Origin of the sequence: Mesorhizobium delmotii (assembly GCF_900149755.1) — a bacterium.
Lineage (GTDB): Bacteria > Pseudomonadota > Alphaproteobacteria > Rhizobiales > Rhizobiaceae > Mesorhizobium > Mesorhizobium delmotii.
On the sequence record NZ_FUIG01000103.1, the window covers coordinates 101,832 to 128,314 of the forward strand.

The 26,483-nt window shown below is 65.4% G+C and carries 25 protein-coding genes, 1 tRNA gene and 2 pseudogenes; 20 read left to right on the forward strand and 8 right to left on the reverse strand.

Going from position 1 to position 26,483, the window contains the following annotated elements:
• Positions 1-28: 28 nt before the first annotated feature.
• The 7 genes from BQ8482_RS36160 to BQ8482_RS36190 are packed head-to-tail and all read left to right on the forward strand — an operon-like array spanning position 29 to position 8,798.
• Positions 29-463: a DUF1636 family protein gene (locus BQ8482_RS36160; RefSeq protein ID WP_123151874.1), complete on the forward strand. Its 435-nt coding sequence runs from the start codon at positions 29-31 to the stop codon at positions 461-463.
• The gene (gene cobW, locus BQ8482_RS36165; protein ID WP_123151875.1) at positions 460-1,497 is read left to right on the forward strand and encodes a cobalamin biosynthesis protein CobW; all 1,038 of its coding nucleotides are present in this window, start codon (positions 460-462) and stop codon (positions 1,495-1,497) included. The genes BQ8482_RS36160 and cobW overlap by 4 nt, the downstream gene beginning before the upstream one ends.
• A gap of 18 nt (positions 1,498-1,515) precedes the next feature.
• Entirely contained in the window at positions 1,516-5,157 is a 3,642-nt protein-coding gene (locus tag BQ8482_RS36170; protein ID WP_123151876.1) for a cobaltochelatase subunit CobN, read from the forward strand.
• Entirely contained in the window at positions 5,154-6,638 is a 1,485-nt protein-coding gene (gene cobG, locus BQ8482_RS36175; RefSeq protein ID WP_123151877.1) for a precorrin-3B synthase, read from the forward strand. The genes BQ8482_RS36170 and cobG overlap by 4 nt, the downstream gene beginning before the upstream one ends.
• A gap of 2 nt (positions 6,639-6,640) precedes the next feature.
• A complete protein-coding gene (locus BQ8482_RS36180) occupies positions 6,641-7,282 on the forward strand; it encodes a precorrin-8X methylmutase (RefSeq protein ID WP_123151878.1) in 642 nt (213 codons plus the stop codon).
• Complete coding sequence (locus tag BQ8482_RS36185) at positions 7,279-8,037, forward strand: precorrin-2 C(20)-methyltransferase (protein WP_123151879.1); 759 nt, start codon at positions 7,279-7,281, stop codon at positions 8,035-8,037. The genes BQ8482_RS36180 and BQ8482_RS36185 overlap by 4 nt, the downstream gene beginning before the upstream one ends.
• Positions 8,034-8,798 carry a precorrin-3B C(17)-methyltransferase gene (locus BQ8482_RS36190; protein WP_123151880.1) on the forward strand — a complete coding sequence of 255 codons (765 nt, stop codon included), beginning with the start codon at positions 8,034-8,036 and terminating at the stop codon, positions 8,796-8,798. Before BQ8482_RS36185 ends, BQ8482_RS36190 begins: the two co-directional genes overlap by 4 nt.
• Here the strand turns inward: BQ8482_RS36190 and BQ8482_RS36195 are convergent.
• Entirely contained in the window at positions 8,762-9,544 is a 783-nt protein-coding gene (locus BQ8482_RS36195; protein ID WP_123152089.1) for a cobalt-precorrin-6A reductase, read from the reverse strand. The two genes, BQ8482_RS36190 and BQ8482_RS36195, sit on opposite strands and share 37 nt — an antisense overlap.
• A gap of 1 nt (position 9,545) precedes the next feature.
• On the opposite strand from BQ8482_RS36195, the gene cbiE reads away from it, so the two are divergent.
• The 7 genes from cbiE (at position 9,546) to cobT (ending at position 16,054) form a co-directional block, all read left to right on the forward strand.
• Positions 9,546-10,787 carry a precorrin-6y C5,15-methyltransferase (decarboxylating) subunit CbiE gene (gene cbiE / locus BQ8482_RS36200; RefSeq protein WP_123151881.1) on the forward strand — a complete coding sequence of 414 codons (1,242 nt, stop codon included), beginning with the start codon at positions 9,546-9,548 and terminating at the stop codon, positions 10,785-10,787.
• Positions 10,784-11,293: a cobalamin biosynthesis protein gene (locus tag BQ8482_RS39935; protein ID WP_244603126.1), complete on the forward strand. Its 510-nt coding sequence runs from the start codon at positions 10,784-10,786 to the stop codon at positions 11,291-11,293. Before cbiE ends, BQ8482_RS39935 begins: the two co-directional genes overlap by 4 nt.
• Entirely contained in the window at positions 11,290-12,054 is a 765-nt protein-coding gene (gene cobM / locus BQ8482_RS36215) for a precorrin-4 C(11)-methyltransferase (RefSeq protein ID WP_123151882.1), read from the forward strand. Before BQ8482_RS39935 ends, cobM begins: the two co-directional genes overlap by 4 nt.
• On the forward strand, positions 12,051-12,869 hold the full coding sequence (cobA, locus tag BQ8482_RS36220) for a uroporphyrinogen-III C-methyltransferase (RefSeq protein ID WP_123151883.1): 819 nt from the start codon (positions 12,051-12,053) through the stop codon (positions 12,867-12,869). Before cobM ends, cobA begins: the two co-directional genes overlap by 4 nt.
• Complete coding sequence (locus BQ8482_RS36225) at positions 12,866-14,176, forward strand: cobyrinic acid a,c-diamide synthase CobB (RefSeq protein WP_123151884.1); 1,311 nt, start codon at positions 12,866-12,868, stop codon at positions 14,174-14,176. Before cobA ends, BQ8482_RS36225 begins: the two co-directional genes overlap by 4 nt.
• A gap of 63 nt (positions 14,177-14,239) precedes the next feature.
• Positions 14,240-15,019: an adenosylcobinamide-GDP ribazoletransferase gene (locus BQ8482_RS36230; protein ID WP_123151885.1), complete on the forward strand. Its 780-nt coding sequence runs from the start codon at positions 14,240-14,242 to the stop codon at positions 15,017-15,019.
• Positions 15,020-15,043: 24 nt separating this feature from the next.
• Entirely contained in the window at positions 15,044-16,054 is a 1,011-nt protein-coding gene (cobT, locus tag BQ8482_RS36235) for a nicotinate-nucleotide--dimethylbenzimidazole phosphoribosyltransferase (protein WP_123151886.1), read from the forward strand.
• Between the two features lie 116 nt (positions 16,055-16,170).
• On the opposite strand, the gene BQ8482_RS36240 is transcribed toward cobT, so the two are convergent.
• Positions 16,171-16,246, reverse strand: a tRNA-Lys gene (locus tag BQ8482_RS36240).
• 105 nt (positions 16,247-16,351) lie between these two features.
• On the reverse strand, positions 16,352-17,263 hold the full coding sequence (locus BQ8482_RS36245; protein WP_123151887.1) for a PhzF family phenazine biosynthesis protein: 912 nt from the start codon (positions 17,261-17,263) through the stop codon (positions 16,352-16,354).
• A gap of 112 nt (positions 17,264-17,375) precedes the next feature.
• Between BQ8482_RS36245 and BQ8482_RS36250 the strand changes: the two genes are divergently transcribed.
• From BQ8482_RS36250 to BQ8482_RS36265, 4 genes are all read left to right on the forward strand, one after another.
• Positions 17,376-18,668, forward strand: a complete 1,293-nt coding sequence (locus BQ8482_RS36250; RefSeq protein ID WP_123151888.1) for an efflux RND transporter periplasmic adaptor subunit — start codon at positions 17,376-17,378, stop codon at positions 18,666-18,668.
• Positions 18,669-18,672: 4 nt separating this feature from the next.
• Positions 18,673-19,377, forward strand: a complete 705-nt coding sequence (locus BQ8482_RS36255) for an ABC transporter ATP-binding protein (RefSeq protein ID WP_425294170.1) — start codon at positions 18,673-18,675, stop codon at positions 19,375-19,377.
• Positions 19,378-19,379: 2 nt separating this feature from the next.
• Positions 19,380-20,597 (forward strand): ABC transporter permease, encoded by a 1,218-nt coding sequence (locus BQ8482_RS36260; protein ID WP_123151889.1) that lies wholly within the window; start codon positions 19,380-19,382, stop codon positions 20,595-20,597.
• 124 nt (positions 20,598-20,721) lie between these two features.
• A complete protein-coding gene (locus tag BQ8482_RS36265; protein WP_123151890.1) occupies positions 20,722-20,958 on the forward strand; it encodes a hypothetical protein in 237 nt (78 codons plus the stop codon).
• Positions 20,959-21,057: 99 nt separating this feature from the next.
• On the opposite strand, the pseudogene BQ8482_RS36270 reads toward BQ8482_RS36265, so the two are convergent.
• Together BQ8482_RS36270 and BQ8482_RS36275 are read right to left on the reverse strand one after the other, a co-directional pair.
• Positions 21,058-21,775 (reverse strand): annotated as a pseudogene (locus BQ8482_RS36270) (hypothetical protein).
• Between the two features lie 11 nt (positions 21,776-21,786).
• The gene (locus tag BQ8482_RS36275; protein ID WP_123151891.1) at positions 21,787-22,899 is read right to left on the reverse strand and encodes an endonuclease/exonuclease/phosphatase family protein; all 1,113 of its coding nucleotides are present in this window, start codon (positions 22,897-22,899) and stop codon (positions 21,787-21,789) included.
• A 155-nt stretch (positions 22,900-23,054) separates the two neighbouring features.
• Between BQ8482_RS36275 and BQ8482_RS36280 the strand changes: the two genes are divergently transcribed.
• Both BQ8482_RS36280 and BQ8482_RS36285 read left to right on the forward strand, forming a co-directional pair.
• Positions 23,055-23,666, forward strand: a complete 612-nt coding sequence (locus BQ8482_RS36280) for a BA14K family protein (RefSeq protein ID WP_123151892.1) — start codon at positions 23,055-23,057, stop codon at positions 23,664-23,666.
• Between the two features lie 201 nt (positions 23,667-23,867).
• Positions 23,868-24,152, forward strand: a complete 285-nt coding sequence (locus tag BQ8482_RS36285) for a PilZ domain-containing protein (RefSeq protein ID WP_123151893.1) — start codon at positions 23,868-23,870, stop codon at positions 24,150-24,152.
• Positions 24,153-24,205: 53 nt separating this feature from the next.
• Here BQ8482_RS36285 and BQ8482_RS39940 read toward each other — a convergent pair whose 3' ends face one another.
• The 3 genes and pseudogenes from BQ8482_RS39940 to ilvC form a co-directional block, all read right to left on the reverse strand.
• Positions 24,206-24,364 (reverse strand): DUF3592 domain-containing protein, encoded by a 159-nt coding sequence (locus BQ8482_RS39940; protein ID WP_244603142.1) that lies wholly within the window; start codon positions 24,362-24,364, stop codon positions 24,206-24,208.
• Positions 24,365-24,858: 494 nt separating this feature from the next.
• Positions 24,859-25,326: pseudogene (locus BQ8482_RS39945) on the reverse strand (hypothetical protein); the annotation flags it as partial.
• Between the two features lie 114 nt (positions 25,327-25,440).
• Positions 25,441-26,460 (reverse strand): ketol-acid reductoisomerase, encoded by a 1,020-nt coding sequence (gene ilvC / locus BQ8482_RS36295; RefSeq protein WP_123151894.1) that lies wholly within the window; start codon positions 26,458-26,460, stop codon positions 25,441-25,443.
• Positions 26,461-26,483: the final 23 nt, after the last annotated feature.

Here is a 26,483-nt window from a genome sequence, read left to right on the forward strand (position 1 = left end):
GGCGGGTTTTCCGGGCAAGGAGCCTGATTTGGAACGCGACAGCAGTTTTTCGGCTGAGACAGCGGGCGTATTGTCCGGCGATGATGATGCTCTGGCCGACGTCACCGTGATCGTCTGCGCCTCCTGCCGGGACGAAACCGGCTCCGACGGCCATCCCCGCGCCGGCGAATTGTTGGCCGAAGACACGCGCCGCGCTGTATCAGGCGAAAATATCAGTATCCGCACCGTCGAATGCCTCGGCAACTGCAAGCGCCGGCTGAGCGCCGCGATCCTGCGCGACGGCTGCTGGAGCTATGTCTTTGGCGACCTGACCGTGACCAGCGGCGCCGATCTGGTCGCCGGTGCAAAGCTCTTCGCCACCTCGACGGACGGCCTCATTCCATGGCGCGGCCGGCCCGATTGCCTGAAACGCGGCCTCGTCGCCCGCATTCCTCCCCTCGACCTTGTGAAGGATCAGATATGACCACTTCCGTCTCCCGCGTGCCCTGCACCGTCGTCACCGGCTTCCTCGGCGCCGGCAAGACGACGCTGATCCGCCACCTGCTCGAAAACGCCGGCGGCAAGCGGCTGGCCATCATCGTCAACGAGTTCGGCGATATCGGCATCGACGGCGAGATTCTGAAGGGATGCGGCATCGACACCTGCCCTGAGGAAAACATCGTCGAACTGGCCAATGGCTGCATCTGCTGCACCGTCGCCGACGACTTCGTCCCGGCGCTCGACCAGATCCTGTCGCTATCGCCGAAAGTCGACCATATCCTGATCGAAACCTCCGGGCTGGCTCTGCCCAAGCCGCTGGTCCAGGCCTTCCAGTGGCCGACGGTCAAGAGCCGGGTGACCGTCGATGGCGTCATTGCGGTCGTCGACGGACCGGCGCTGGCGGAAGGCCGCGTCGCCAACGACATGGACGCCCTGCAGGCGCAGCGCGCGCAGGACGAGACGCTCGACCACGATGATCCGGTCGAAGAGGTGTTCGAGGACCAGCTCGCCTGCGCCGACCTGATCATATTGTCGAAGAGCGACCTGATGGACGCCGCCGGCTCGGCCCGTGCCAATGCCATCATCGGCGAGCATGCCGCGCGCGCCGTCAAGATCGTGCCGACCTCGCAGGGTAAGGTCGATCCGTCTGTGCTGCTCGGCCTCGGCCTTGCCGTCGAGGACGACATCGAGAACCGCAAGACCCATCACGACGACGAGCTCGATCATGAGCATGACGATTTCGACTCGTTCGTCATCGACATTCCATCGATCGCCAATCCCGACGAGCTGGCGTTGCGCGTCGCCACCGCGGCCGAGGAAGAAAACGTGCTGCGCGTCAAGGGTTTCGTCGAGGTCGGCGGCAAGCCGATGCGGCTCCTGCTGCAGGCCGTCGGCCCACGCGTCAATCACTATTACGACCGCGCCTGGACCGCCGAGGACGAGCGCCGTTCGCGCCTCGTCGTCATCGGCCTGAAAGGGCTGAACCGCCCGGCCATCGAGCGTATTCTCGCCGGCTGACCTCAGGCACGAGCCGCGATGCACATCCTCACCACAACATCCGCCTCGCTCGACGATCTCGCCGAGCCTGTTGATCTCAGGCAGACGCCTGCCGATGTCGTGGCGCTGTCTTTCACCGACAGCGATCTGGCCGGGCTGGCAGCAGCGTGGAAGACGGACGCGGAACGCCTGCCCTCGATGCGGCTGGCGGCTTTGCGCGATCTGCGCCATCCGATGTCCGTCGATCTCTGGATCGACAGCGTCGCCCGGCACGCCAGGGTTATTCTGGTTCGCATCCTCGGCGGCTACGACTGGTGGCGCTACGGCTGCGACCAGATCGCCTCGATCGCCCGCGCACGCGGCATAAAACTGGCACTGCTGCCCGGCGAATGCCGCGACGAGGATCTCCGGCTGATCGAATGCTCGACGCTGCCGCGCGAAGAGCTCAACGGCCTGCTCGGCTATTTCCGCGAGGGCGGCCCGGAGAATATGACGGCGCTGGTGCAGAGACTGGCAAGTCTCGCCGGATCAGGTGTGGCGGTCGCTGAACCTGTCAGCGTGCCAAAAGCCGGCTACTATCAACCGGGACTGGGGGTCGAGCGCGACGTCCCCCTCCCCCTCGAGGGGAGGGTCCGGCCGCAGGCCGGGGGTGGGGTCGCCTGTGAAGTGCGCCAACAGCAAAAAACGTCGAGCACTGCCGCAACGACCCCACCCGGCCCTGCGGGCCACCCTCCCCTCGAGGGGGAGGAGGACGTCGTGCCAATTCTCTTCTACCGTTCGATGCTGCTCGCCGCCGATGTCGCGCCGATCGACGCATTGTTCGAAGCGCTCGGGCAGCGCGGCATCATCCCTGTCCCCATTTTCGTCTCCAGCCTCAAGGACCCGGCATCGCTGGCCTTTGTCGAGACTGCGCTTGCCGCGCTAAACCCTGCCGCGATCATCACCGCCACGGCCTTCGCCTCCGGTGCTGAGCCCGGCGTCGAAACCCTGTTCGACCGCGCCGGCGTTCCTGTCTTCCAGGTCATCGTCGCGACGACACGCCGCGATATCTGGCAAAACAATCAGCGCGGCCTGGCGCCTGCCGACCTGGCCATGCATGTCGTGCTGCCCGAACTCGACGGCCGCATTCTCGCCGGCGCCATTTCCTTCAAGGGAGAGAGCGAGGTCGATCCCGCATTGGCTTTCCGCGCTTTCGCCAACCGGCCGGAGCCGGACCGCGTGGCGCAGGTGGCGAACCGTGTCGAGGCGTTCGTGCGCCTGCAGCGCACGCCGCGCGAAAAACGCAAGCTCGCCATCCTGATCCCCGACTATCCGAGCGCCCCCGGCCGCACCGGCTACGCCGTCGGCCTCGACGTGCCGTCCAGCGTGCTGGCGATGCTGCATGACCTCAGGGAACAGGGCTACGCCGTTGAAGGGATTCCGCAAACGCCGCGGGAGTTGCTGGAGATGCTGGAGTCGGCCGACCAAGGGTTGGCATTGAAGGAGTATCTGACGTTCTCGAAGGAATTGCCGCCGGCGGCCATCGCTGCGGTAGAGGCCGCGTGGGGGAATGCGGCAGATGAGACAGGTTTGTGCGATGCGCCCCCCTCTGTCCTGCCGGACATCTCCCCCTCAAGGGGGGAGATTGCGCTGTCGTCGCTGCTTTCGCCAATTACCGAGGATGTTAAGGAAGAGCCGTCGGCGGAACTGCCGATCTCCCCCCTTGAGGGGGAGATGTCCGGCAGGACAGAGGGGGGTGTTCAAGCGCCCACCACCGCAAAATTCCCCTTCCGCGCCGCCACCTTCGGCAACATCACCGTAGCACTCGCCCCCGATCGCGGCCGTTCCACGAACCGCCGCGCCGACTACCACGACCCGACCTTGCCGCCCCGGCATGCGCTGATCGCCTTCGGCCTGTGGCTGCGCAAGACGGTCGGCGTCCATGCCCTCATCCATGTCGGCGCCCATGGCACGCTGGAATGGCTGCCCGGCAAGACCGTGGCACTCGGCGAAAACTGCTTCCCCGAGATCGTCACCGGTCCCCTGCCCGTCGTCTATCCCTTCATCGTCTCCAACCCGGGAGAGGCCGCACAGGCCAAGCGGCGCATTGCCGCCGTCACCCTCGGCCATCTGCCGCCGCCGCTGACCGGCGCCGGACTGGACGAAAACCAGCACCAGCTTGAACGGCTGGTCGACGAATATGCCCAGGCTGACGGGCTCGACCGCCGCCGTCGCGATCGCCTGGCGAGGCTGATCGTCGAAACCGCTGAAAAGACCGGTCTCGCGTCAGAGGCGGGCGTCGCCGGAACCGACGCGCCGGACGAGGCGCTGCGCCGCATCGACGCCTGGCTCTGCGACCTCAAGGATTTCGCCATCAAGGACGGCCTTCACATCTTTGGCCGCTCGCCCGCGGGCGAGACCGATCCGCTGCGCCAGCAAAGTGCGGCGGCCGAGAGGTCTGCGCTGATCGCGGCCCTCGACGGCCGCCATGTCGCTGCCGGTCCTGCCGGCGCGCCGGCGCGTGGCCGGCGCGATGTCCTGCCGACCGGCCGCAACCTGTTCACATCAGATCCACGTACCATGCCGACGCCGACATCCTTCGATCTCGGCGGGGCGGCCTCCGACGAGGTCTTGCGCAGCTACATGCAATCGCATGGCGACTGGCCGCGCTCGCTGGTCATCGACCTGTGGGGCTCGGCCTCGCTGCGCACCGGCGGCGAAGAGATCGCGCAAGGGCTGGCGCTGATGGGCTGCCGGCCGCAATGGGATTCTGCCACCGGCCGCGTCACCGGCATCGAGGTGCTGCCGCCGGCCACCCTTGGCCGCCCGCGCGTCGATGTCACCTGGCGCATTTCAGGCCTGTTCCGCGATATGTTCCCGACCCAGATCGCCCTGATCGATGCGGCCGCCAACGCCGTCGCCGCCCGCGACGAGGACGCGACGGAAAACCCGCTCGCGGCCAAGGCCCGCGCTGACGGTAAGATCAGCCCGCGCATTTTCGGCACGTCGCCCGGCACCTACGGCGCCGGCGTCGAGGATTTATTGTCGAGCGGCGACTGGGCCGCGCGCGAAGAGATCGGTCGCGCCTATCTCGACGCCACTTCGCATGCCTATGGCGGCGCCGACGGGGAAGGGATTTCGTCGCCAGGCGCTTTTGAGGATCGTGTCTCCGAGGCCGACCTTCTCGTCCATACGGGAGATGACCCCGGCCGCGACATCCTCGAAGGTTCCGCCGATGTCGCCTTCATTGGCGGCTTTTCAGCGGCGCTTGCGACGCTCGGCAAGAACGCCGACGTGATCGTCCTCGACACCACGGACCCGCAAAAGCCGAAGCCGCGCTCGATCGGAGAAGCGGTGTCGCGCGTCGTGCGGGCGCGTGCCGTCAACCCGCGCTTCATTGCCGGCCAGATGCGGCACGGCCCGCGCGGCGCTTCGGAATTCGCCGAGACGGTCGACCGGCTGGTCGGCTTTGCCGAGACCACTCATGCCATATCGGGCGCGCTGATCGAGGCCGTGCACGACGCCTATCTTAGCGATCCCACGGTTCGCGCCTTCATCCTGCGCGAGAACCCGGCGGCGGCGAAAATCATCGCCGAGCGGTTTCTGTCGGCGCGGCGGCGCGGTCTCTGGCACCCGCTGCGCAATTCCGTCGACGACGACCTCGCCGCATTGATCGCCCAAGCCCAGGGGGTGGCGGCATGAACGCCTTCTCCCGACGCGGCGCCTGCCCCGCTTTGTCCGCGCCGATGCAGACCGGCGACGGGCTTCTGGTGCGGCTCAACCCGGTCGCTGGAGGACTCTCGCCGAAGTCCTTGGTCGCACTCGGTGAATCCGCATCGCGGCACGGCAACGGCATCATGGAAGTGACTGCTCGCGGCAGCCTGCAGATACGCGGTCTGACGCCGGCCAGCGCGCGGCTTCTGGCAATGGAGGTCGACGCGCTCGGCATCGCCGTGCGCACCGGCGTGCCGGTGGAGCGCGGACCGCTGGCGGGGCTCGACCCGCAGGAGATCGCAGATCCGCGCCCACTAGCCGAGCGCACTCGTGCAGCGATCGAGGTAGCAGGCCTTCCGCAGCGCCTCGGCCCGAAGGTTTCGGTAATTGTCGATGGTGGCGGACAGTTGAGCATGGATGCGGTTACGGCCGATGTCAGGCTCGTTGCAACGCGCACCGATGCGGGAATCAAGTGGCAGGTGTCTGTCGCGGGTGATAGGCAGAATGCGAGGCCGCTCGTAACGGTGGAAGACGATGCGGTGCGCGATATTGCAGTCGCGATGCTCAGGATGGTTGCCGAAAAAGGCCGCGAAGCTCATGCAAGGGATTTGACGGAGAGGCAGTTAAGATCTCTCGCAAGTTGGCATTCCTTCGCGCCCCCCTCTGTCCTGCCGGACATCTCCCCCACGAGGGGGGAGATTTCGCCCTTGTCTCCGCTTTCGCCAATCACCCGAGGTGCTAAGGGGGAGCCGCCGGCGAAGCTGCCGATCTCCCCCCAAGTGGGGGAGATGTCCGGCAGGACAGAGGGGGGCGCCGTGGAACGCCTTCCTGGGCCGGCTCGCTTGCCCATTGGCGTTTTCGATCTGACAGATGGCACCGCCCTTGGCATCGGCCTTCCCTTCGGCAGCATGCCGGCGCAAAAACTCATCGAGCTCACGCAACAGGCCCTCACCCTCGGCGCAACCGAAATCCGCCTGGCGCCGGGCCGCGCGCTGCTTTTTCTCGGCCTGCCACCGGCCGCCTGCCCCCAGCTGCGGGACATCGCCACCACCCTCGGCTTCGTTACCGACGCTGCCGACCCACGCACGAAAATCGCCGCTTGCCCCGGTGCCCCCGCCTGCGCCTCCGGCCGGATCGCCGCGCGCGACATTGCCGAGACCATCGCCGCAGAAAACCGCGACCTCCTCGATGCCTCCGTCACCCTGCACATTTCCGGCTGCGCCAAGGGCTGTGCCCATCCCGGCCCGGCAGCGCTGACACTGGTCGGCGGCGAAAACGGGGCCGGACTTGTCGTGGACGGGACGGCAAAAATCCTTCCCGCCGGATACAGGCCTGGTTATGACGCTGCGCGCGGCATTGGCCGCATTGCCGCAGCCATCCGCGAAGCACGATTTCGAGGCGAGACCACCGCCGCCTGCCTCACAAGGCTTGGCGCGGTCGGTGTCACCGAACTCTACCGACAGGACTGAACATGCCCGCCCACACCGCCTACGACTACATCCATGACGGCACGGCGATCTATGAGCGCTCCTTCGCCATCATTCGCGCCGAGGCCGACCTGTCGCGCTTTTCCGATGCCGAGGCCGATGTCGCCATCCGCATGATCCATGCCTGCGGCCAGGTAGAGGCCGCGCAGCACTTTGTTTTTTCCGAGGATTTTGTTGCCGCCGCACGCGCGGCTTTGGCGGGTGGCGCGCCGATCTTCTGCGACGCTCAGATGGTCTCGCACGGCGTGACACGCGCCCGGTTGCCGGCCGGCAACGAGGTGATCTGCACGCTGCGCGATCCGCGAACCTCCGACATCGCGAAAAGGATCGGCAACACCCGCTCCGCTGCAGCCATCGACCTGTGGGGCGAGCGGATGGCCGGTTCAGTCGTCGCCATCGGCAATGCGCCGACAGCACTTTTCTACCTGCTGGAAAGGCTGCGCGACGGCGCGCCAAAGCCTGCGGCGATCATCGGCATGCCGGTCGGTTTCGTCGGCGCTGCCGAATCGAAGGACGCGCTGGCCGACAATTCCTATAGCGTGCCCTACGCAATCGTGCGCGGCAGGCTGGGCGGCAGCGCCATGACCGCCGCAGCACTCAACGCATTGGCGAGGCCGGGCCTGTGAACGCGATTGCAAAAGGCAGGCTTATAGGCGTCGGCACCGGTCCCGGCGACCCCGAACTGCTGACGCTCAAGGCCGTGCGAGCGCTGGCCGAGGCCGACGTGGTTGCGCATTTCGCCAAGCGCGGCAACAACAGCAACGCGCGCGCCATCGTCGGCGCACATTTTCGTCCTGATTTGATCGAGTTGCCGCTGCTCTATCCCGTGACCACTGAAATCGACAAGGATCACAGCGATTACCGGTCGCAGATAATGGATTTCTACGAAGAGTCGGCCGAAAAGGTCGCCGAGCATCTCAGCGCCGGCAGGATGGTCGCGGTGCTTTCGGAAGGCGACCCGCTGTTCTACGGCTCCTTCATGCACCTGCATGTCAGGCTGGCACATCGCTTCCCAACCGAAGTCATTCCCGGCGTCACTGCCATGTCCGGCTGCTGGTCGGCGACCGGAACGCCGATCGTCCAGGGCGACGACGTGCTAACCGTGTTGCCGGGCACGATGAGCGAATTCGAGCTGACGCGCCGCCTCGCCGATACCGATGCCGCCGTCATCATGAAGGTCGGCCGCAACCTGCCCAAGATCAGGCGCGCACTCGAAGCGACCGACAAGCTGGCGCGCGCCGTCTATGTCGAGCGCGGCACCATGCCGGGCGGCGTCTCGATGCGGCTGGCCGACAAGCAGGACGATAAGGCGCCCTATTTCGCCATCGTCCTGGTCGCCGGTTGGTCAGGCCGGCCCGCCGCATCGGGAGCCGAAACATGAGCGGCCGCCTGACCGTCATCGGCCTTGGGCCCGGCAATGCCGACCAGGTGACGCCGGAGGCAAGCCGCGCCGTCGCCGAGGCAAAATTCTTCTATGGCTACAAGCCGTATCTCGACCGGCTCGATCTGCGCCCCGACCAGACCCGCGTCGCCTCGGACAATCGCGAGGAGCTGTCCCGCGCCAAGGACGCGCTGATAAAGGCTGCGCAGGGCCACGATGTCGCCGTCGTCTCGGGCGGCGACCCCGGCGTCTTTGCCATGGCGGCAGCCGTCTGCGAGGCGATCGAGGCCGGCCCGGCCGAATGGCGTGCCGTTGACGTGGCGATGCTGCCGGGCATCACCGCAATGCTCGCGGTTGCGGCCCGCATCGGCGCGCCGCTCGGCCATGATTTCTGCGCCATCTCGTTGTCCGACAATCTAAAACCCTGGGACCTGATCGAGCTGCGGCTGCTGGCGGCGGCGGGCGCCGGCTTCGTCATCGCGCTCTACAATCCGATCAGCAAGGCTCGCCCCTGGCAGCTTGGCCGCGCCTTCGAATGCCTTACGGCGATCCTTCCGGGCACCACACCGGTCGTCTTCGGCCGTGCCGCCGGCCGTCCCGACGAGCGCATCGAGGTTTTTCTGCTGGCGGACGCCGATGCGGAAAAGGCTGACATGGCGACCTGCATCATCATCGGCTCGCCGGAAACCAGGATCATCAAGCGCGGTGAAAAACCGGCGCTGGTCTACACGCCGCGTTCGGCGGCGGGCGCAAGAAAATGACTGACCAGAAAATGATCGACCATTGCGGCAAGCGCTTCGACGGTTTCCGCCGACGGGACATCCGGCAGCGCCGGCCTGCGGATCATGACCACCTCGATGCCGAGTGCCCGCGCTGCGGCGATCTTGCCGTAGGTCGCCTCGCCGCCGCTGTTCTTGGAAACGACGACGTCGATGCAGTGTTCCAGAAGCAGTGCACGTTCGTCGGCTTCCCGGAACGGCCCGCGCGCCAAGAGATAGGTAGCATCAGGCACAGCGAGCCTTGGCTCGACCGGATCGACACTGCGGATGAGATAGTGATGTTGGGGTGCGGCCTCAAAAGCGGCGACCTCCTGCCGGCCCAACGCCAGGAGGGCGCGGCGCGACACAGCGCCCAGCGCCGTCACCGCGCTGGAAACGCTGTCGACCAGCGTCCACCGGCCACCTTCGGCAGGCTCCCAGCCTGGGCGCCTGAGCGCAACGAGGGGCACGCCGGTGTTGCCCGCCGCCTCCGCTGCGTTGGCGGAGATTTTCGCCGCATAGGGATGCGTGGCGTCGATCAGCAGGCCGACGTCGGTCTCGCGGAGATACGCCGCCAGTCCATCGGCGCCGCCGAAACCACCCACCCGCGTCGGCACACCTTGCGCGACAGGATTTTCGGTGCGGCCGGCCAGCGACAGCGTGAGCGACACATCGGTGCGCGCGGCCAGCTTTCTCGCCAGTTGCCGGGCTTCGGTGGTTCCGCCGAGGATCAGAATGCGGTGGGTCATCATGCCTGCTGAAGGTCCGCGCGCCGCCCGGCTCACACAAAAATGGCTAACGATCGTCGGCATCGGCGAGGACGGTGTAGCGGGTCTCGGCGAAGAGGCCAAGCGGCTGATCGCCGAGGCCGAATTCGTCTTCGGCGGCAAGCGCCACCTTGCCCTTGTCGCGTCATTCGCCAAAGGCGAGGCACGTGCCTGGCCGATCCCTTTCGATGCCGAGATGCGCGACGTGCTGGCACTTGCGGGTAAAAAGGTCTGCGTGCTGGCTTCAGGCGATCCGTTCTTCAATGGCGTCGGCGTCACCCTTGCTCGCAAGATTCCTTCCCAAGAGATGCAGGTGATCCCCGCCCCTTCGGCCATGTCGCTGGCCGCCGCCCGCCTCGGTTGGGCGCTGCAGGATATCGAGACCATTTCGCTGCACGGCCGCTCGATCGACCTGATCCGGCCGCTGCTGCATCCGAGCACCCGCATCCTTGCGCTGACCTCGGACGGTGATGCACCAGCGGCGATTGCGCGCCTGTTGACCGAACTCGACTTCGGCGCCTCACGGCTGACGATTCTGGAGGCACTGGGTGGCCCGAACGAAAGGCTGCGCTCGGCGCGCGCGGACGCCTTCGACCTGGAAAAGATCAATCCGCTCAACGTTCTGGCAATCGAAGTTGACTCAACTTCGGAAGCACGCATCCTGCCGCTGACATCGGGCCTTGGCGATCATTTGTTCGAGCACGACGGCCAGATCACCAAGCGCGAGGTGCGCGCCATCACCCTGTCGGCCCTCGCTCCCAGGCGCGGCGAATTGCTGTGGGACATCGGCGCCGGCTCGGGCTCAATTGGCATCGAATGGATGCTGGCCCATCCCACGATGCGCGCCATTGCCATCGAGGCCGATCCAACCCGCGCCGCTCGCATCCACCGCAACGCTTCACACTGTGGCGTGCCCGGCCTTGTCGTGGTCGAAGGTTCGGCACCAAAGGCGCTTGCCAGGCTAGGCACGCCCGATGCGATCTTCATCGGCGGCGGCGGCAGCGATACCGGCGTGCTGGGCGCGGCGATCAAGGCCCTGCGCGTTGGCGGCCGGCTGGTCGCCAGCGCGGTGACGCTGGAGATGGAGGCGCTGCTTCTCGCCCGTCACGCCGCGCTCGGCGGCGATCTCACCCGCATCGCTGTATCCCGCGCTTCGCCGGTTGGCTCGATGCAGGCCTGGCGGCCGGCCATGCCGGTCACCCAATGGAGCTGGGTCAAGCCATGATGGTCGCGGGCATCGGCAGCCGCAAAGGCGTGAGTGTGCAAGACGTTCTTGCGGCGATAGAAACCGCGCTGGAAGCGCATGGGCTGGCGATGACGGCGCTGTCTGCCTTGGCGACGACCGAATTCAAACGCAGCGAAGAGGCCATTTTTGCTGCCGGCCGTAAACTCGATCTCCCGGTCATAGTGGTGGATGTTGCTGGTCCTGAACCGTCGCTCCCCCTCACCCGGCCTCCGCTTCGCTCGGCCGACCTCTCCCCGAGGGGAGAGGAGATCACGCACGCTGGCGCCAGTCTCTTCTCCCCAGCGGGGAGAAGGTGGCCCGAAGGGCCGGATGAGGGGGCCGCTTTGCTCAGCCGTTCCGACCTGTCGCAGGCGCGTGCCGGCACGCCGTCGGTTTCCGAAGCCTCGGCGCTTGCTGCCGTGGGCGAAGGCGCAAAACTGCTCGGGCCGCGCACCGTGCTTGGCCCGGTCACCTGCGCCATCGCCATCAGCGGAGATGCGGCATGACCGTCCACTTCATCGGCGCCGGACCCGGCGCGGCCGACCTCATCACCTTGCGCGGCAGCCGGCTGCTGGCAAGCTGCCCAATCTGCCTCTATGCCGGCTCGATCGTCGCCCCGGAGCTGTTGCAGCACTGCGCGCCCGGCACGGAATTGATCGACACCGCGCCGATGTCGCTCGACGAGATCGAAGCGGAATATGTGGCGGCCCACCGGGCCGGCCACGATGTCTCCCGCCTGCATTCCGGCGACCTGTCAGTGTGGAGCGCTGTCGCCGAGCAGATCCGCCGGCTGGAGAAGCACGGCATCGCCTATACGCTGACGCCGGGCGTGCCCTCCTTCGCTGCTGCCGCGGCAGCGCTGCGCTGCGAGCTGACCGTTCCCGAAGTCGCGCAAAGCCTGGTGCTGACCCGCATCTCCGGTCGTGCCTCGAAAATGCCGTCCGGCGAAACGCTGGCCGGCTTCGGCCGCACCGGCGCGACGCTGGCCATTCATCTTGCCATCCACGCCATCGATCGTGTTGTCGCCGAGCTGACGCCGTTCTATGGCGCCGATTGCCCGGTGGCAGTCGTCTTCCGTGCCTCCTGGCCGGACGAGCGCGTGCTGACCGGCACACTGGCCACCATCGAGGCGCAATTGGCCGCCGATCCGATGGAGCGCACGGCAATCATCTTCGTCGGCCGTTCGCTGGCAGCGGAAGGCTTTCGCGAGAGTTCACTTTACGACGCCGACTACCAGCGGCGTTTTCGCGGGCGGGACGGATTGTGAACGACGGCACCGGAAACAACAGCGGAAACGCCACGATCGAACAGGCCTTGGCCCGGCTGAACTTCAAGCCGCGCCAGCTGAAGCCGGGCCATGTCTGGCTGGCCGGCGCCGGCCCCAGCGATCCCGGCTGCCTGACGCTGGAAGTGCTGGCCGCGCTTGGGCAGTGCGATGCCCTCGTCTACGACGCGCTGGTATCGCCCGATATCGTCGCCGTCGCCGAGGCCGCGGAGCTGTTCTACGCCGGCAAGCGCGGCGGCCGGCCATCGATGAAGCAGGACGACATCACCGCTCTGCTGGTTCGGCTGGCGCGCGAAGGCCGCCGCGTCGTCAGGCTGAAGGGTGGCGACCCCTATATTTTCGGTCGCGGCGGCGAAGAGGCGCTTGCGCTCGCCCGCGAAAACATCCCGTTCCGCGTCCTGTCCGGCCTGACTTCGGGCCTCAGCGCGCTTGCCGGTGCCGGCATCCCGGCCACCATGCGCGGCATCAACAAGGCGGTGATCCTGGCCACCGGCCATGCCGCCGGCACCGATGACGACCTCGACTGGGCAGCAATCGCCCGCACCGGCCAGCCGGTCGTCGTCTACATGGGCATGGCCAATCTGCCGCTGATATCAGCCTCGCTGCTCGAGGGCGGGCTGGCGCCGTCGACGCCGGCCGCGGTGATTGTTGCCGCGACGACGCCGCGGGAGCGTATCGTCGTCGCCACGCTCGCCACCATTGCCGAGGAAGCGGCTGCAGCCGGGTTGACCTCGCCGGCGCTGATCGTTGTCGGCGGCATCGTCGCGATGCGCGCGGCATTGGCGGGCGAGCCATGACCCGCGCGATCATCATCGGTGCGCCGCGCTCGGGCTCGGGCAAGACCAGCGTCACCATCGGTCTCCTGCGCGCGCTCGCCAGGCGCGGCCTGAAAGTGCGCGGCGCCAAATCCGGCCCCGATTATATCGACCCCGGCTTCCACACCGCTGCCACCGGACTTTCCGGCGTCAATCTCGACAGCTGGGCGATGCCGCCTGCGTTGCTCAACGCACTCGCCGGTGACGCAACTGAAGATGCCGATTTCATCTTCCTCGAAAGCGCGATGGGCTTGTTCGACGGGATTCCCGCTGCTCCGGGCCGCACAGGCTCGGCCGCAGACCTTGCCCGGCTCTACGGCCTGCCGGTACTGCTGGTGCTCGATGTTTCCGGGCAGTCGACCACGGCGGCGGCCGTCGCCAAGGGTTTTGCTACATATGACCCCGATGTGCGCATGGCCGGCGTCGTGCTCAACCGGCTGGGCAGCGAGCGTCACCGCCGGCTTTGCAGCGACGCGATCGAAGCGCTCGATCTGCCAGTGGTCGGCGCGATCCTGCGCGATCCGACGCTCAACCTGCCGGAGCGCCATCTCGGCCTCGTCCAGGCCGGCGAATATGAGAATTTGATGGTGCATCTCGACCGACTGGCCGACATGGTCGAACGCTCGCTCGACCTCGACGCCATTATGGCACTGGCGGCACCATTTGAACCTGCGCCGGGCAACTTCAGCGACGCGCTGCCACCGCCCGGCCAGCGCATCGCACTGGCCGAGGACGCTGCCTTCACCTTTCTCTATCCGCATGTCGCGGCGCATTGGCGCAAAGCCGGGGCGGAAATCGTCCCCTTTTCGCCGCTCGCCGACGAACCGCCCAGCGACAGTTGCGATGTCTGCTGGCTGCCCGGCGGCTATCCCGAGCTTCACGCCGGCCGCCTTGCGGCGGCCGCGAATTTCCGGGCCGGCATTGAGGCGTTTTCGGCAACGCGGCCGGTGCATGGCGAGTGCGGCGGCTTCATGGTGCTCGGCGAAGCGCTGGAGGACGCATCGGCAGAGACGCACGGGATGCTCGGCCTGCTCGGCCACTCGACCAGCTTTGCCAAGCGAAAGATGAATCTCGGCTACCGCGAGGCGCGGCTGCGCGCCGATTGCCTGCTTGGAGCCCAAGGCGCGCTGATCCGCGGCCACGAATTCCACTATGCGCAGATGAGCGCGACTGGCAATGACGAGCCATTGGCCGACCTCGCTGACGGCCAGGGCAATCCGCTCGGCGCCTCCGGTTACCGCCGCGGCCATGTCAGCGGCACGTTCTTCCATGCCATTGCGAGAGGCTAGAGCATGATCCCGAACCGGAGGTCCGCGTCAGCGAAAAGTGGGAACCGGTTTTCGGAATAGATCATGCTCAAACTCAAGGACATGCCCCCTTCGCCCCGCCAAGCGCTCTATGACATCGCGCTCTGCTTCGTCTTCTTCACCCGGCTGCCGCTGCCGGTCGTCGATTTCCGGGACCGCAGCCTTGCTGCCGCGATCTGGGCAGCGCCGGTCGCCGGCCTCGCCGTCGCTCTGATTGGCGCCTTGGTTTACGCGATCGGGACCTGGCTCGGCCTTGCATCTGGCCCGGCAGCGGCACTTGCCCTTGCCGCGACCTTGCTCGCCACCGGCTGCATGCATGAAGACGGACTTTCGGATGTCGCCGACGGTTTTGGTGGCGGCAAGACACGCGAGAAAAAACTGGAGATCATGCGCGACAGCCGCATCGGCGCCTATGGCGCTTGTGCGCTCGGCCTCTCGCTGCTGATCCGCTGGAGCGTGCTTTCCGAATTCGCCAGCCCGGCGCAGGTTCTCGCCGCTCTCATTGCCGCGCATGCCGGTTCGCGCGGCCTGGTCGGCGCTTTCATGCATCTGTTGCCGCCGGCGCGCAGCGACGGTCTCTCGGTTGACGCAGGCACCGTGTCGGCCGAAACCGCCATTGCCGGTGCCGTGCTCGGCGCCGTCGTACTGCTGACGCTAGGGTTCGGTGGCGCGGTCGCCGCGCTCATCCTGCACGGCCTGTTGTTTGCCGCCTTCCGCGTACTGTGCCGCAGCCAGATCGGCGGCCAGACCGGCGACACGGTCGGCGCGCTGCAGCAGTTTGGCGAGATCGCAATCCTGCTCGTCGCTTCCGTTCACCTTTCCTGACTCTGTTTCGGAGACATTGCCCCCATGCCTTTCAAATCGCTTAATGAATTGCGCGCGGCCTGCCTCGACCTGCCTGCCGGCAGCGACGCTGCGGCAAATGCCGTCGCCCGCCGCCAAAACACGCTGACCAAGCCGCAAGGCAGCCTCGGCCGGCTGGAAACCATAGCGGCTTGGCTTGCTCGCTGGCAGGGTCGCGACATGCCGCAGCTCGATCGCGTCAAAGTCTTCGTCTTTGCCGGCAACCACGGCGTCACCGCACAGGGCGTGTCGGCCTTCCCGTCAGAGGTCACCGTGCAGATGGTGGCGAATTTCGCCGGCGGCGGCGCCGCGATCAACCAGCTCGCCCGCATCGCCGGCGCCGAACTCGACGTCATTCCGCTAGACCTCGACCGTCCGACCGGCGACTTCACGCAAGAGCCGGCGATGGACGACGAGGCGTTCCTCGCCGCCGTCTCGGCCGGCTACGGCGCCGTGACGAAAGACCTCGACCTCGTCTGTTTCGGCGAGATGGGCATCGGCAACACCACGCCGGCGGCAGCCATTTCAGCCGCCCTTTTCGGCGGCGGCGCGGAAAAATGGACCGGCCGCGGCACCGGCGTCGACGATGCCGGCTTGGTGCGCAAGATCACCGCCATCGAGGCCGGCCTCAAGCGCCAAGCCGAGGCCCTCGCCGACCCGCTGAGGATCGCAGCAGCCCTTGGCGGGCGCGAACTCGCCGCCATTTTTGGCGCTACGCTGGGCGCGCGCCATCACGGCGTGCCGGTGCTGCTCGACGGCTTCGTCTGCACCGCCGCCGCCGCACCGCTGGCAAGATTGCACCCCGACGGCCTCGCCCACACGCTTGCCGCCCATGTCTCGGCCGAATCCGGCCATCGCCGCCTGCTCGAGGCACTCGGCCTGCCGCCGCTGCTCGATCTCGGCATGCGGCTCGGCGAAGGCTCCGGCGCCTGCCTCGCCGTCAACATCGTCCGCTCGGCGCTCGAATGCCACGCCCGCATGGCAAGTTTTGCTGAGGCCGGCGTGTCGGAGAAGTAAATGCTCGCAAACTCATGAGAGGCGACACGGCCCGATACAGGGGCGTGAGACGGCATTTATCGTCTCACGTTCTCACCCTGTTCCAGGGAACTTTCCACCTAAGTCTTTGAAATCTTTGGTGGGTGCGACAGGGATCGAACCTGTGACCCGCTGATTAAGAGTCAGCTGCTCTACCAACTGAGCTACGCACCCACTCGCCGGTAAAACCAGCGTCGGCGGGCATATAGCCGCCGCCATCCGCCATGTCCAGCCCTGCCGGATTCATTTCCCGACAAATCGCTGAAGTGCCGCACATCGTCAGACAAACAGCTTGCCTTCCGCCACTTTTACCGCATGGCCGCCGATGCGGGCGGCGGCGAGTTTGCCGCCTTCGACATTCAGTTCGAGGCGGATGCGCGAAGGCCGGCCCATCTCCAGCCCTTGCTCGATCCACAGTCGCGAGACTCCGTCTCGCGGGCCGTCGAAATGCATGATCGCGCCGGCGAAGGCGGCCGCCGCCGAACCGGTCGCCGGATCTTCATAGGAAGGATTGCCCGGCACCATCATGCGGACATGGAAGGCGCTGTCGTGGTTCACCGTTTCGCGGCAGTAGACATACGGGCTGGCGAAGGCCCATTCGCTCTTGCGGGGTGCCAATTCCGACCACGCCTGGTTGTCCAGCCTTATCCGGGCCGCCGCCTCAAGGTCGGCGACGGGGATGGTCACATAAGGCACGCCGGCCGACCAGAACGAGACGCGGTGATTCTCGAAGCCGACTTCGTGTGGCCCCAGCCCAAGTGCTGCGCCGATCGCCTCCGGGTCAGCGACAAGTTCCAGTGGCTCCGGCAGTTTGGCCAGGTCGAACTCGGCAAAGATGGCGCCATCGTGCTTGCTGACGGCGCAGCGCACCGGGCCGATATTCTCCTCCAGGACGAAGATGCCGGCGGTGTCGCCATCGCCAGCCATTTCGGCAAGCGCAATCGCAGCACCCACCGTCGGATGGCCAGCGAACGGCATCTCATAATCGGGCGTGAAGATGCGGATGCGGGCGCGGTGCTTGGGATTGTCAGGCGGCAGCACGAAAACGGTTTCCGACAGGTTGAACTCGCGTGCGGCGGCCTGCATCGCGGCCGTGTCCAGCCCCTTGCTGTCAAGCACGACGGCCAGCGGATTGCCGGCCAGCCGCTCGGTGGTGAACACGTCGTAAAGTAAGTAATTCCGGGTCAGCATTGTAGAAAGCCTTCTGCCTCAATCCCAACATGGGCGAAATTTAATTTGATATTTGAACCATTAGGCCTGATCTGTGCCCTGATGGGATCATCACTGTTAATAGGGGTCCAGCGTGGACCAGATTGTCAATCTGCCAAAGACGGAATCCACTTCCGACATAGAGACGGCGCTCGGACTTGACCACCTGGGTCTGAAGAAGAAACGCCGGCGCGGCTGGCTTTATGGCCTGCTTGTGCTGGTCGTCATCGCCGCAAGCCTTGCCGGCTACCAGTGGTATGCCGGGTCTCCAGCCAAGATCGACTATACCACGGTGCCGGCCGCTGTTGCCGACCTCACCGTCGAGGTGTCGGCGACCGGCACGCTGCAGCCGCTCACCCAGGTCGACATTTCGAGCGAACTGTCCGGCGTCGTCCGCTCGGTCGCGGTCAACGAGAACCAGCAGGTGAAGAAGGGCGATGTGCTGGCGGCGCTCGACACCGCCAAGCTGGAGGTGCAGATCGAGCGCGCCGAGGCTTCCGCCAAGGCGGCGGCCGCCAATGTCGAGACCGCCACCGTAACCCTCACCGAAAACGAAAGGGCGCTTGTGCGCGCGGCGGCGCTCACCAAACGCGGCATGGCGACGGACCAGTCGCTTGAAGCGGCGACAGCGACGCGCGACCGCTCCAAGGCAACGCTCGACAGCGCCAAAGCCAATCTTGCCATCGCCAATGCCGATCTCAAGGCGCAGCAGACGGACTTTGCCAAGAGCACCATCTATGCGCCCATCGACGGCATCGTGCTGACGCGCTCGGTCGATTCCGGCCAGACGGTTGCCTCCTCGCTGCAGGCGCCGGTGCTGTTCGTCATTGCCGCCGACCTCAGAAACATGGAGTTGAAGGCAGCGGTCGACGAGGCCGACATCGGCGCCGTCAAGCCCGGCCAGCATGCGCGCTTCACCGTCGACGCCTTTCCGGAACGGCCGTTCGATGCCGAGATCCGCGACATTTCCTACGCTTCGGTCACCACCGACGGCGTGGTCACCTACGACGCGCGGTTCGAAGTCGACAACAACGAGCTTCTGTTGCGGCCCGGCATGACTGCCACCGTTTCGGTCGTCACCAGAGAGGCCAAGGGCGTGCTCACCGTGCCGTCGACAGCTTTCCGTTACCGGCCGGCGCAAACAGCCGCCCGCAGGTGGAGCCTGAGCGACCTGTTCACGGGCCGTATGGGCCGTCCAGGCGGCAACCGCCAGCGCCAGGCGACGGCGCAGCCCACCGACGGCTCGCGCACGCTCTACGTGCTGGAGAATGGCCGGCCCCGACCGGTCAACGTCAAGATCGGCTCCACCGATGGCGAACTGACCGAGATCACCTCCGGTCTCGCACAAGGTGCGCAAGTCATCACCGCAGCGCAGCAGCGGAGCTGAAATCATGTCAGGCTCGCTGCTCATCACCTTCGACAAGGTCTGGAAAAGCTATGGCCAGGGCGAAGCCACGGTCCATGCGCTGGCCGGCGTCGACCTTGCTATCCGCGGCGGCGAATTCGTCGCCATCATGGGCCCGTCCGGTTCGGGCAAGTCGACGGCGATGAACATCATCGGTTGCCTCGACACGCCGACGGCCGGAACCTACAGCTTCATGGGCATCGACGCCGGTCGTCTCGACCGCAACCGCCGCGCCATGCTGCGCAACCTCTATGTCGGCTTCGTCTTCCAGGGCTACAATCTCCTGCCGCGCACCACGGCGGTGGAGAATGTCGAACTGCCGCTGATCTATCGCGGCGTCGCCGCCCGCGAGCGTAATGACCTCGCCATGAAAGCGCTGGCCGAGGTCGGCCTTGTCGGCCGCGAGCACCATACGCCGGCCGAGCTTTCCGGCGGCCAGCAGCAGCGCGTGGCGATCGCCCGCGCCATCGTCACCAGGCCAACCCTGCTCGTCGCCGACGAGCCGACCGGCAATCTGGACACCGCCCGCACGCACGAGATCATGGAACTCCTGACGCTGCTGAACACCGGACTTGGCCTCACCATCGCCATGGTCACGCACGAGGCCGACGTCGCTGCCTATGCCGAGCGCATAATCCGCTTCCTCGACGGCCATGTCGCATCCGACACTGTGAATCTCGAGGTGGTGTGACCGTGATCTGGGAAACCGTCCGCCTCTCGCTGCTTTCGGTCCGCCGCAACGTGCTGCGCTCGTTTCTGACGCTGCTCGGCATCGTCATCGGCGTCGCCGCCGTCATCGCCATGCTCACCATCGGCTCGGGCACCACCGAAAAGGTAAAGGCCGACATTTCCAAGCTCGGCAGCAATTTGCTCGTTGTCCGTCCCGGCCGCCCAGCCGGACCCGGCGGACCGGGAGGGCTCGACCAGGCCACACGTCCGCTCGGCAGCAAGGAACTTGCCGCGCTTGTCGCACACCTGAGCGGCGCCCGCGCCATTTCGCCCGCATCGCAAAAGCAGGTCCGCGTCATCTTCGGCACCGAAAGCCTGACGTCGGGTGTCACCGGCACCGACAGCGCCTATCTCGATGCGCGCGACTGGAAGCTGGTTTCGGGCCGCCCGTTCAGCGATTCGGAAATCCGCTCGGGTACCGGCGTCTGCCTGATCGGCGAAACCGTACGCCAGCAGTTCTTCGGCGCCGGCGACCCCGAAGGCGAGATCATCCGCGTCAACCGCACCTCGTGCAAGATCATCGGCTTGCTCGAGCCGAAGGGTTATACCGGCTTCGGCCAGGACCAGGACAATGTCGTGCTGATGCCGCTCGCCGCCTACCAGCGCCGCATTGCAGGCAACCGCGACATCGACTCGATCTACGTCGCCGCCGACGACCGGACGCCGACCACCGAGCTGCTGCCGCGAGTCGAGGACATCTTGCGCGACACGCGCCGCATCACGCCGGACCGCGAGGACGATTTCTCGATCCGCGACATGACCCAGATCGCCGACGCCATGGCCAGCGCCACCACGACGATGACCGGCATGCTGGGAGCGGTCGCCGGCGTCAGCCTGTTGGTCGGCGGCATCGGCATCATGAATATCATGCTGGTGTCGGTCACCGAGCGCACCCGCGAGATCGGCATCCGGCTGGCCATCGGCGCGCATGAAAGGCACATCCTCATCCAGTTCCTGGTCGAGGCGACCGTGCTGTCGCTGCTCGGCGGTATCATCGGCATCCTGATCGGCCTGGCGCTGGCCGGCCTCGCCTCTCTGACGCTGGCCATCCCGTTCGCGCCAAGCCTGGCGGTGATCCTGCTCGCCGTCGGCTTCTCGGCGCTGATCGGCATGGTGTTCGGCTTCTTCCCGGCGCTGCGCGGCGCACGGCTCGATCCGATCGACGCACTGAGGCATGAATAGAGCGGCGGAAGCGTGCGCCGCCTTCAGACGTCCCCGAAATTTGTGACGCTGCCCTCACCCTGCCCTCTGTCGCGAAACAATCCGCGGTGATAGCAATCGCCTGGGGACAAAGGGGAATAGTGGGATGAGCAAGAAAGAGCGCGTGGTTTTGGTGACGGTGATCATCGAGGCCGCATTGGCGGGGCTTTGGTGGTACTTGGCCAGCATGGCCAATCCCGATCATGTCACCGCCGATTTCCAGCAGGTTGTCGGTCAGACGATGGGAACGGCGATGGGTGCGCTGCTGGCTATCGGCGTTATGCTGTTCTTCATCGCCGCGCGCAACGATCGCAAAACCATCGAAGACAACATGCGTCGTTAGAGCGACGTGCGTCCACTTGGACGCACAAGGCACGCTCTAACACTTTGAATATGCGCATCGTGCTTTCCGAGAATCGATTCCGATTTTCGGGCCGATGCGTTAGTCCTTGTCGGCAAAATGCCACTCGATCAGTGGCTTCATATGCGGCATCAGCCCGTCCGGCAGGTCATCGGCATTGCGGATGATGACAGGCCCGTCGATTTCCGGCTCTGCCTCGGCGGCGACAAAGGCACTGATGCGCTGCGCGACCTCGTCGGCGGATGCCGTCTCGCGATAGCGGCGAAAGATCACCGTGCCGGTTGCCGTCGACAGGGCATAGGAGCGCCTGCCGCGTGTCGCGCCGGCAAGGTCGAGGCCGGTTTCTTCCCGCACCTCGCGGATCATGTTGAAGTCGACATCGACAAGGCCATCGCGGAAATCGGTCGGCTCGAACGAGCCGGCGGCGAAGTAGACGCGGCCGGCATTGACCGTGTGCGACGCCATGCGGATCGCCACCAGCGCATTTGTCGCCGGCGACCAGCATGGCATGGGCATAGGCGTGCTCGGCCCCAGCCACCTGGCGATTGCCGCGCCAAAGCATGAAGGTCGAGTAGCGCACCGCATGGCAGCGGCCGACGAGGCTGTTGTCGCGATAACTGAGCGCCGAAAGCAGCACCACGGTGCCGTCGAACAGCGCCGGGTTGGCCACGGTCTCACGCCGCCAATTCTCGGCGATCGCTTGCGCATTATCGCGTTCGAACGGATGCGGGCCGGGGTCGAGTCTGACGTCGACGGCGTCGACCGGCAGGATGATGTTGCGCGGCAGGTCGAAGCTCAACGAAACGATCCTCAGGCCATTTCCAGGGTGATCGCCACCGGACAATGATCCGAGGCCTTCGGCCGGTCCCAGCCGGCACGCGGAAAGCGGTCCACCTCCTGGCCCGCCGGAAAGATCGTGCGCCAGGGCTGGCCGTTGCGGATGATGTCGGGAACGGCGATCGCATTCTTGGCTGCCAGTGCCTTCGACAACAGGATGTAGTCGAGCTGGCACAGATGCCGCTCTTGCGGTCCGCGCGTATGGTATAAGGTCCAACGGTCGATCTCCGGGCGCCGCTCGACCGCATTCTCGCAAAAGCCGCCGGCGGTGAGCACGTTGAGGCAGGACTGGCTCTCATCGATCACCTCGAAGCGGTAGCCGTCAAAGGCGTCGCCGGAGATCTTCACGCGCTGCCGATAGTCATTCATGTCGCCGCAGATCGCCCAGCTTTTATCGGCGGCATGATCCCCACCGAAACGCTCCTCGATGATCCGGCGCACCGCTTGCGCCTCGGCGATGCGCAGCGGCATTGTCGCCTGGCGCCCGTCGAGACCGTTGCGGGGCGAGCCCATCGACTTGAAGTGCACCAGATAGAGCGTCAGCGGCACGCCACCGACGGTCAGGTCGATTTCCAGGCAGTCGCGCCGGAAGATGCGCTGGTTGGCCTGATGCCCAAGCGCTGCCAGTTGCGGCGTGTGCAGGCCGAATTGTTCGAACGTGACATAGGCGTGGCTTGTCATGCGCACGAATTCGATCGGCTGGCCCTGCGCGGTCTCGTTGCGCATCATCACGGCGACGTCGATGCCGCGCGAATCATTGCCGGCTGTGGTGTATTTCTGGCGGTAGCCATGCCCGACCATCTTGAACAGATAGCCGTATTCGAAAGCCTTCAGCGCCTCGATATTGTCGACCTCCTGCATGCAGATGATGTCGGCGCGGGTGGCTGCGATGGCCAGTGCCGTCAGCTGGCGCGTGTCGTCGGATAGCGCGATCGCCCGCGCCTGTTCCAGCATTTTGTATTCGGCCTCGCTCTGGATATCGAAGAGCGCCAGCGTGCGATCTTCATGGAGCTGGTTGCGGTATCCGGAAAAATCGAACCTGTTCATCAGGTTTTCGACATTGAAGGTGGCGAGGCGCAGGGACATGGCGGTGACCTTTGCCCACAAGCGCAGCCGAAAACAAGGGGGCTGGGCGATGCCCATTCATGGTTGATGGAACCTTTCCGTTCATCTTCCGTTCAGACGCAAAGGTCCATGATTAAGGGTTAGTCTGAGTGGGGCCTGAATCTTCGGAGAGTGAAATGAAACCGCTCTTTTTGACTACCATTCGATCGGGCATGTTGACCTTGGGTCTTGTTTCCGGCCTCTCGGCGCCTTCCATGGCCGGGCCCATTCAGCCTGACGTCCCGCTCCCAACTGCTGCCGCGGCACGCGAAATCGTGCCGGTGCGCGATAGCTGGGCTGGCGGCAATAATAACGTCTGGATGCGTGGCCGTAATTTCTCCCGGAACTGGAACCGTGGCAATTGGAACCGTGGCAACTGGAACGGTGGGCGGCACTGGCGCCGCAACTGGAACGGTGGGCGGCACTGGCGCCATAATCGTGGCCGGTACTACGGTGGCGGCCATTACGGCCGGTACTACGGTGGCGGCTATTACGGCCGTTACTACGACGACGACGACGACGACGCCGCCGCCGCGCTTCTCGGTTTGGGCCTTGGGTTCGGGCTTGGCAGCCTGTACCAGGGCTACTACAACCAGGGCTACTACAACCGGGGCTACTACAACAACGGTTCCTATTCGAGCGCCCATGTCCGCTGGTGCTACAATCGTTACCGGTCGTATCGCACCTGGGACAACACGTTCCAACCCTATAACGGCCCGCGCCGGCAATGCTGGTCGCCCTATAGCTGATCGACTGATGCATTCCAGACGGCGCCGCCCCTCGCGGCGCCGTTTCCGTCTGGCTCAGCCTTCTTCTGAACTGTTCTTTGTCCGGCCAGGGCACCGCGAATCGTTTCGCCGCCGACGATAACGCTATGTTTATCCGGCAGGCCTAGTTATCTTGCCGATCGCACCACATGAAATGCGACGATCGCCGGGGATTGGCGCGCGATGGCTGAAGACGAACACCGGGACAAACGCAGGCAGCGCGTCTTCAAGGGCGCGACGATCCTGACCGGCATGACCAGGTCCGAGGTCACGTGCACGGTGCGCAACATGCATGACGGCGGCGCCGAACTGAAGGTCTCGATCGATGCTCGCGTGCCCGACGAATTCCTGCTCTATGTGCCGACCGACGGCATCGCCTACAAGGCAGTGGTCCGCTGGCGCCGCGAGGACCGCATCGGCATCATGTTCACCGGCACCGAGCCAAAGCCCCACTGGCACTACGGCTAAATCCCCCGAACCGCGTCCTCTGAGCAGTCGACGAAGTTAGGAGAGAGAATCTCCTAGAATACCCCGACGAGCAGTGCGGCCCCGGCAAGGAAGGCAGAGGCGGAGACCCACAGGACCCAAAGTCCCCGCACCCTGCAGTCGAGAACGGCCGCAGTTGGATTGGCGGGATCGTAGTGGACCTCGACCTTGTCGCCCTCGAGGTAGCGTGCGATTGACCGCTGACGAGGCCTGGCAGCGAGGCCGTCAGGTTCGAGCCGAAAGCGACGCGGTCGGCGGCATAGCGCTGGCCGGCGACGCTATAGCTGTAGACAACGCGGGATTTGAAGACCGTGCGCCAAGGCCGGTATCCACCGCCGCCCTCTATGCTGTCGCGGATCTGGAATTTCTGCAGCCCCGAAGCGTCGATATGTCCCGTGGCGACAGGCCATCTGGCCGCCTGTTCCGCGAGCGACTTCTGGGCAAAGCCCATGCGCAGGGTAAACAGTCCCATGACAAGCAGCAGGGGCCCCGCGCCGAGGTTGTGCGGCTTGGGCAAATGCGGTCCGATCGCCTCCAGGACGCCGCCGACGGAGAACACCAACACCATGGCGCCAATCACCAGCCCCGTCGAAAGCTGGATCATGAACTTGAGGGCGCCGTCGGGCATGGTGCGCTCAATCACGGCCTTGGCCGGATCGGACGGGTCGTAGAAAACGGTTACGTCGGCTCTCTTGGGAAACCGCGCAAGGGTTTCGGCAACGGCAAAATTTCCGACATTCTCCTGCACGCTATATTGCGAACTGCGGAACATTTTCCCACCGGCATTGTACTCGAAGGTGATCGCCGGGAAACTTCGCGTCTCGGTTGAGCCTCTGCGTTGCGAACCGGATCCCGAACTGGTCACCTCGCGAGCCTCCGCTCGTGACGAGAGGATCTTTCCAGGGGTCGGAAACCAGCGGCTGACCGCCCTCACCTCTCTCCACTTCAACAGCGTAGCAACGCTCAGCATGCCGGCGACCACGCAGGCGTACCCGACCAACAGAAGTTTGAGTTCCAAATCTGCCCCCTCGGCAACGCATGCCTGCGCATGCATACCACGACAGCGAGAATACCGCGTCTTTTCAAAGACCGGCGAGATCACCAGCCATTGATGTGAAGAAAGCCGGCGGAACGCTCCGCCGGCTTTTCTCGGCATTGATAAAATCGTGAATTAATTCTTGGCCTTGTCGACCAGCCTGTTCTTCGAAATCTCCCGCGCGCCCACAGGGCGAAGCCCGAGGACGCGCAAGCAAACGAACGTGGATTTCGATCAGTTCTTGGCCTTGTCGACCAGCTTGTTCTTGGAAATCCATGGCATCATCGCGCGCAGCTTGGCGCCGACTTCCTCGATCTGGTGGCTGTCGTTGTTGCGGCGGATGCCCTTGAAGCGCGACATGCCGGCGCGGTATTCCTGCATCCATTCCGAGGTGAACTTGCCGGTCTGGATATCCTTCAGCACGCGCTTCATCTCGGCCTTGGTGTCGGCGGTGATGATGCGCGGACCCGAGACATATTCGCCCCATTCGGCGGTGTTCGAGATCGAGTAGTTCATGTTGGCGATGCCGCCCTCATAGATCAGGTCGACGATCAGCTTGACCTCGTGCAGGCACTCGAAATAGGCCATTTCCGGCGCATAGCCGGCTTCCACCAGCGTCTCGAAACCGGCGCGGATCAGTTCGACCAGGCCGCCGCACAGGACAACCTGCTCGCCGAACAGATCGGTTTCGCATTCCTCGCGGAAATTGGTCTCGATGATGCCCGAACGGCCGCCGCCGACGCCGCAGGCATAGGACAGAGCGAGATCGAGCGCATTGCCCGAAGCATCCTGGTTGACCGCGACCAGGCACGGCACGCCGCCGCCCTTCTGGTATTCGCCGCGCACCGTGTGGCCAGGCCCCTTCGGCGCGATCATGACGACGTCGACCGATGCTTTCGGCTCGATCAGGCCAAAGTGCACGTTCAGGCCGTGGGCGAACGCGATCGCCGCGCCATCGCGGATGTTCGGCGCGATCTCGGATTTGTAGATGTCGGCCTGCAGCTCGTCTGGCGTCGCCATCATCATCAGGTCGGCCCATGTGGCGGCCTCCGCCACGCTCATCACCTTGAGCCCGTCGGCCTCGACCTTTTGGGCGGTTGCCGAGCCGGCCTTGAGGCCGATGGCGATATCCTTGACGCCGGAGTCCTTGAGGTTGAGCGCGTGCGCCCTGCCCTGGCTGCCATAGCCGATGATGGCGACCTTCTTGCCCTTGATCAGGTTGAGATCGGCGTCGCGATCGTAATAGACACGCATTTTTCTTTCCTTCCCGTTTTGAA

What these genes read in the sequence shown, in the direction of transcription:
- BQ8482_RS36190 (WP_123151880.1), top strand. Translation starts at nt 8,034, where the DNA reads ATGAGCGGCCGCCTGACCGTCATCGGCCTTGGGCCCGGCAATGCCGAC.
- BQ8482_RS36195 (WP_123152089.1), bottom strand. Translation starts at nt 9,544, where the DNA reads ATGACCCACCGCATTCTGATCCTCGGCGGAACCACCGAAGCCCGGCAA.
- cobG (WP_123151877.1), top strand. Translation starts at nt 5,154, where the DNA reads ATGAACGCCTTCTCCCGACGCGGCGCCTGCCCCGCTTTGTCCGCGCCG.
- BQ8482_RS36230 (WP_123151885.1), top strand. Translation starts at nt 14,240, where the DNA reads ATGCTCAAACTCAAGGACATGCCCCCTTCGCCCCGCCAAGCGCTCTAT.
- BQ8482_RS36225 (WP_123151884.1), top strand. Translation starts at nt 12,866, where the DNA reads ATGACCCGCGCGATCATCATCGGTGCGCCGCGCTCGGGCTCGGGCAAG.
- BQ8482_RS36265 (WP_123151890.1), top strand. Translation starts at nt 20,722, where the DNA reads ATGAGCAAGAAAGAGCGCGTGGTTTTGGTGACGGTGATCATCGAGGCC.
- BQ8482_RS36180 (WP_123151878.1), top strand. Translation starts at nt 6,641, where the DNA reads ATGCCCGCCCACACCGCCTACGACTACATCCATGACGGCACGGCGATC.
- BQ8482_RS36280 (WP_123151892.1), top strand. Translation starts at nt 23,055, where the DNA reads ATGAAACCGCTCTTTTTGACTACCATTCGATCGGGCATGTTGACCTTG.
- cobM (WP_123151882.1), top strand. Translation starts at nt 11,290, where the DNA reads ATGACCGTCCACTTCATCGGCGCCGGACCCGGCGCGGCCGACCTCATC.
- BQ8482_RS36245 (WP_123151887.1), bottom strand. Translation starts at nt 17,263, where the DNA reads ATGCTGACCCGGAATTACTTACTTTACGACGTGTTCACCACCGAGCGG.
- BQ8482_RS36275 (WP_123151891.1), bottom strand. Translation starts at nt 22,899, where the DNA reads ATGTCCCTGCGCCTCGCCACCTTCAATGTCGAAAACCTGATGAACAGG.
- BQ8482_RS39935 (WP_244603126.1), top strand. Translation starts at nt 10,784, where the DNA reads ATGATGGTCGCGGGCATCGGCAGCCGCAAAGGCGTGAGTGTGCAAGAC.
- BQ8482_RS36170 (WP_123151876.1), top strand. Translation starts at nt 1,516, where the DNA reads ATGCACATCCTCACCACAACATCCGCCTCGCTCGACGATCTCGCCGAG.
- cbiE (WP_123151881.1), top strand. Translation starts at nt 9,546, where the DNA reads ATGCCTGCTGAAGGTCCGCGCGCCGCCCGGCTCACACAAAAATGGCTA.
- cobT (WP_123151886.1), top strand. Translation starts at nt 15,044, where the DNA reads ATGCCTTTCAAATCGCTTAATGAATTGCGCGCGGCCTGCCTCGACCTG.
- BQ8482_RS36255 (WP_425294170.1), top strand. Translation starts at nt 18,673, where the DNA reads ATGTCAGGCTCGCTGCTCATCACCTTCGACAAGGTCTGGAAAAGCTAT.
- cobW (WP_123151875.1), top strand. Translation starts at nt 460, where the DNA reads ATGACCACTTCCGTCTCCCGCGTGCCCTGCACCGTCGTCACCGGCTTC.
- ilvC (WP_123151894.1), bottom strand. Translation starts at nt 26,460, where the DNA reads ATGCGTGTCTATTACGATCGCGACGCCGATCTCAACCTGATCAAGGGC.
- BQ8482_RS36285 (WP_123151893.1), top strand. Translation starts at nt 23,868, where the DNA reads ATGGCTGAAGACGAACACCGGGACAAACGCAGGCAGCGCGTCTTCAAG.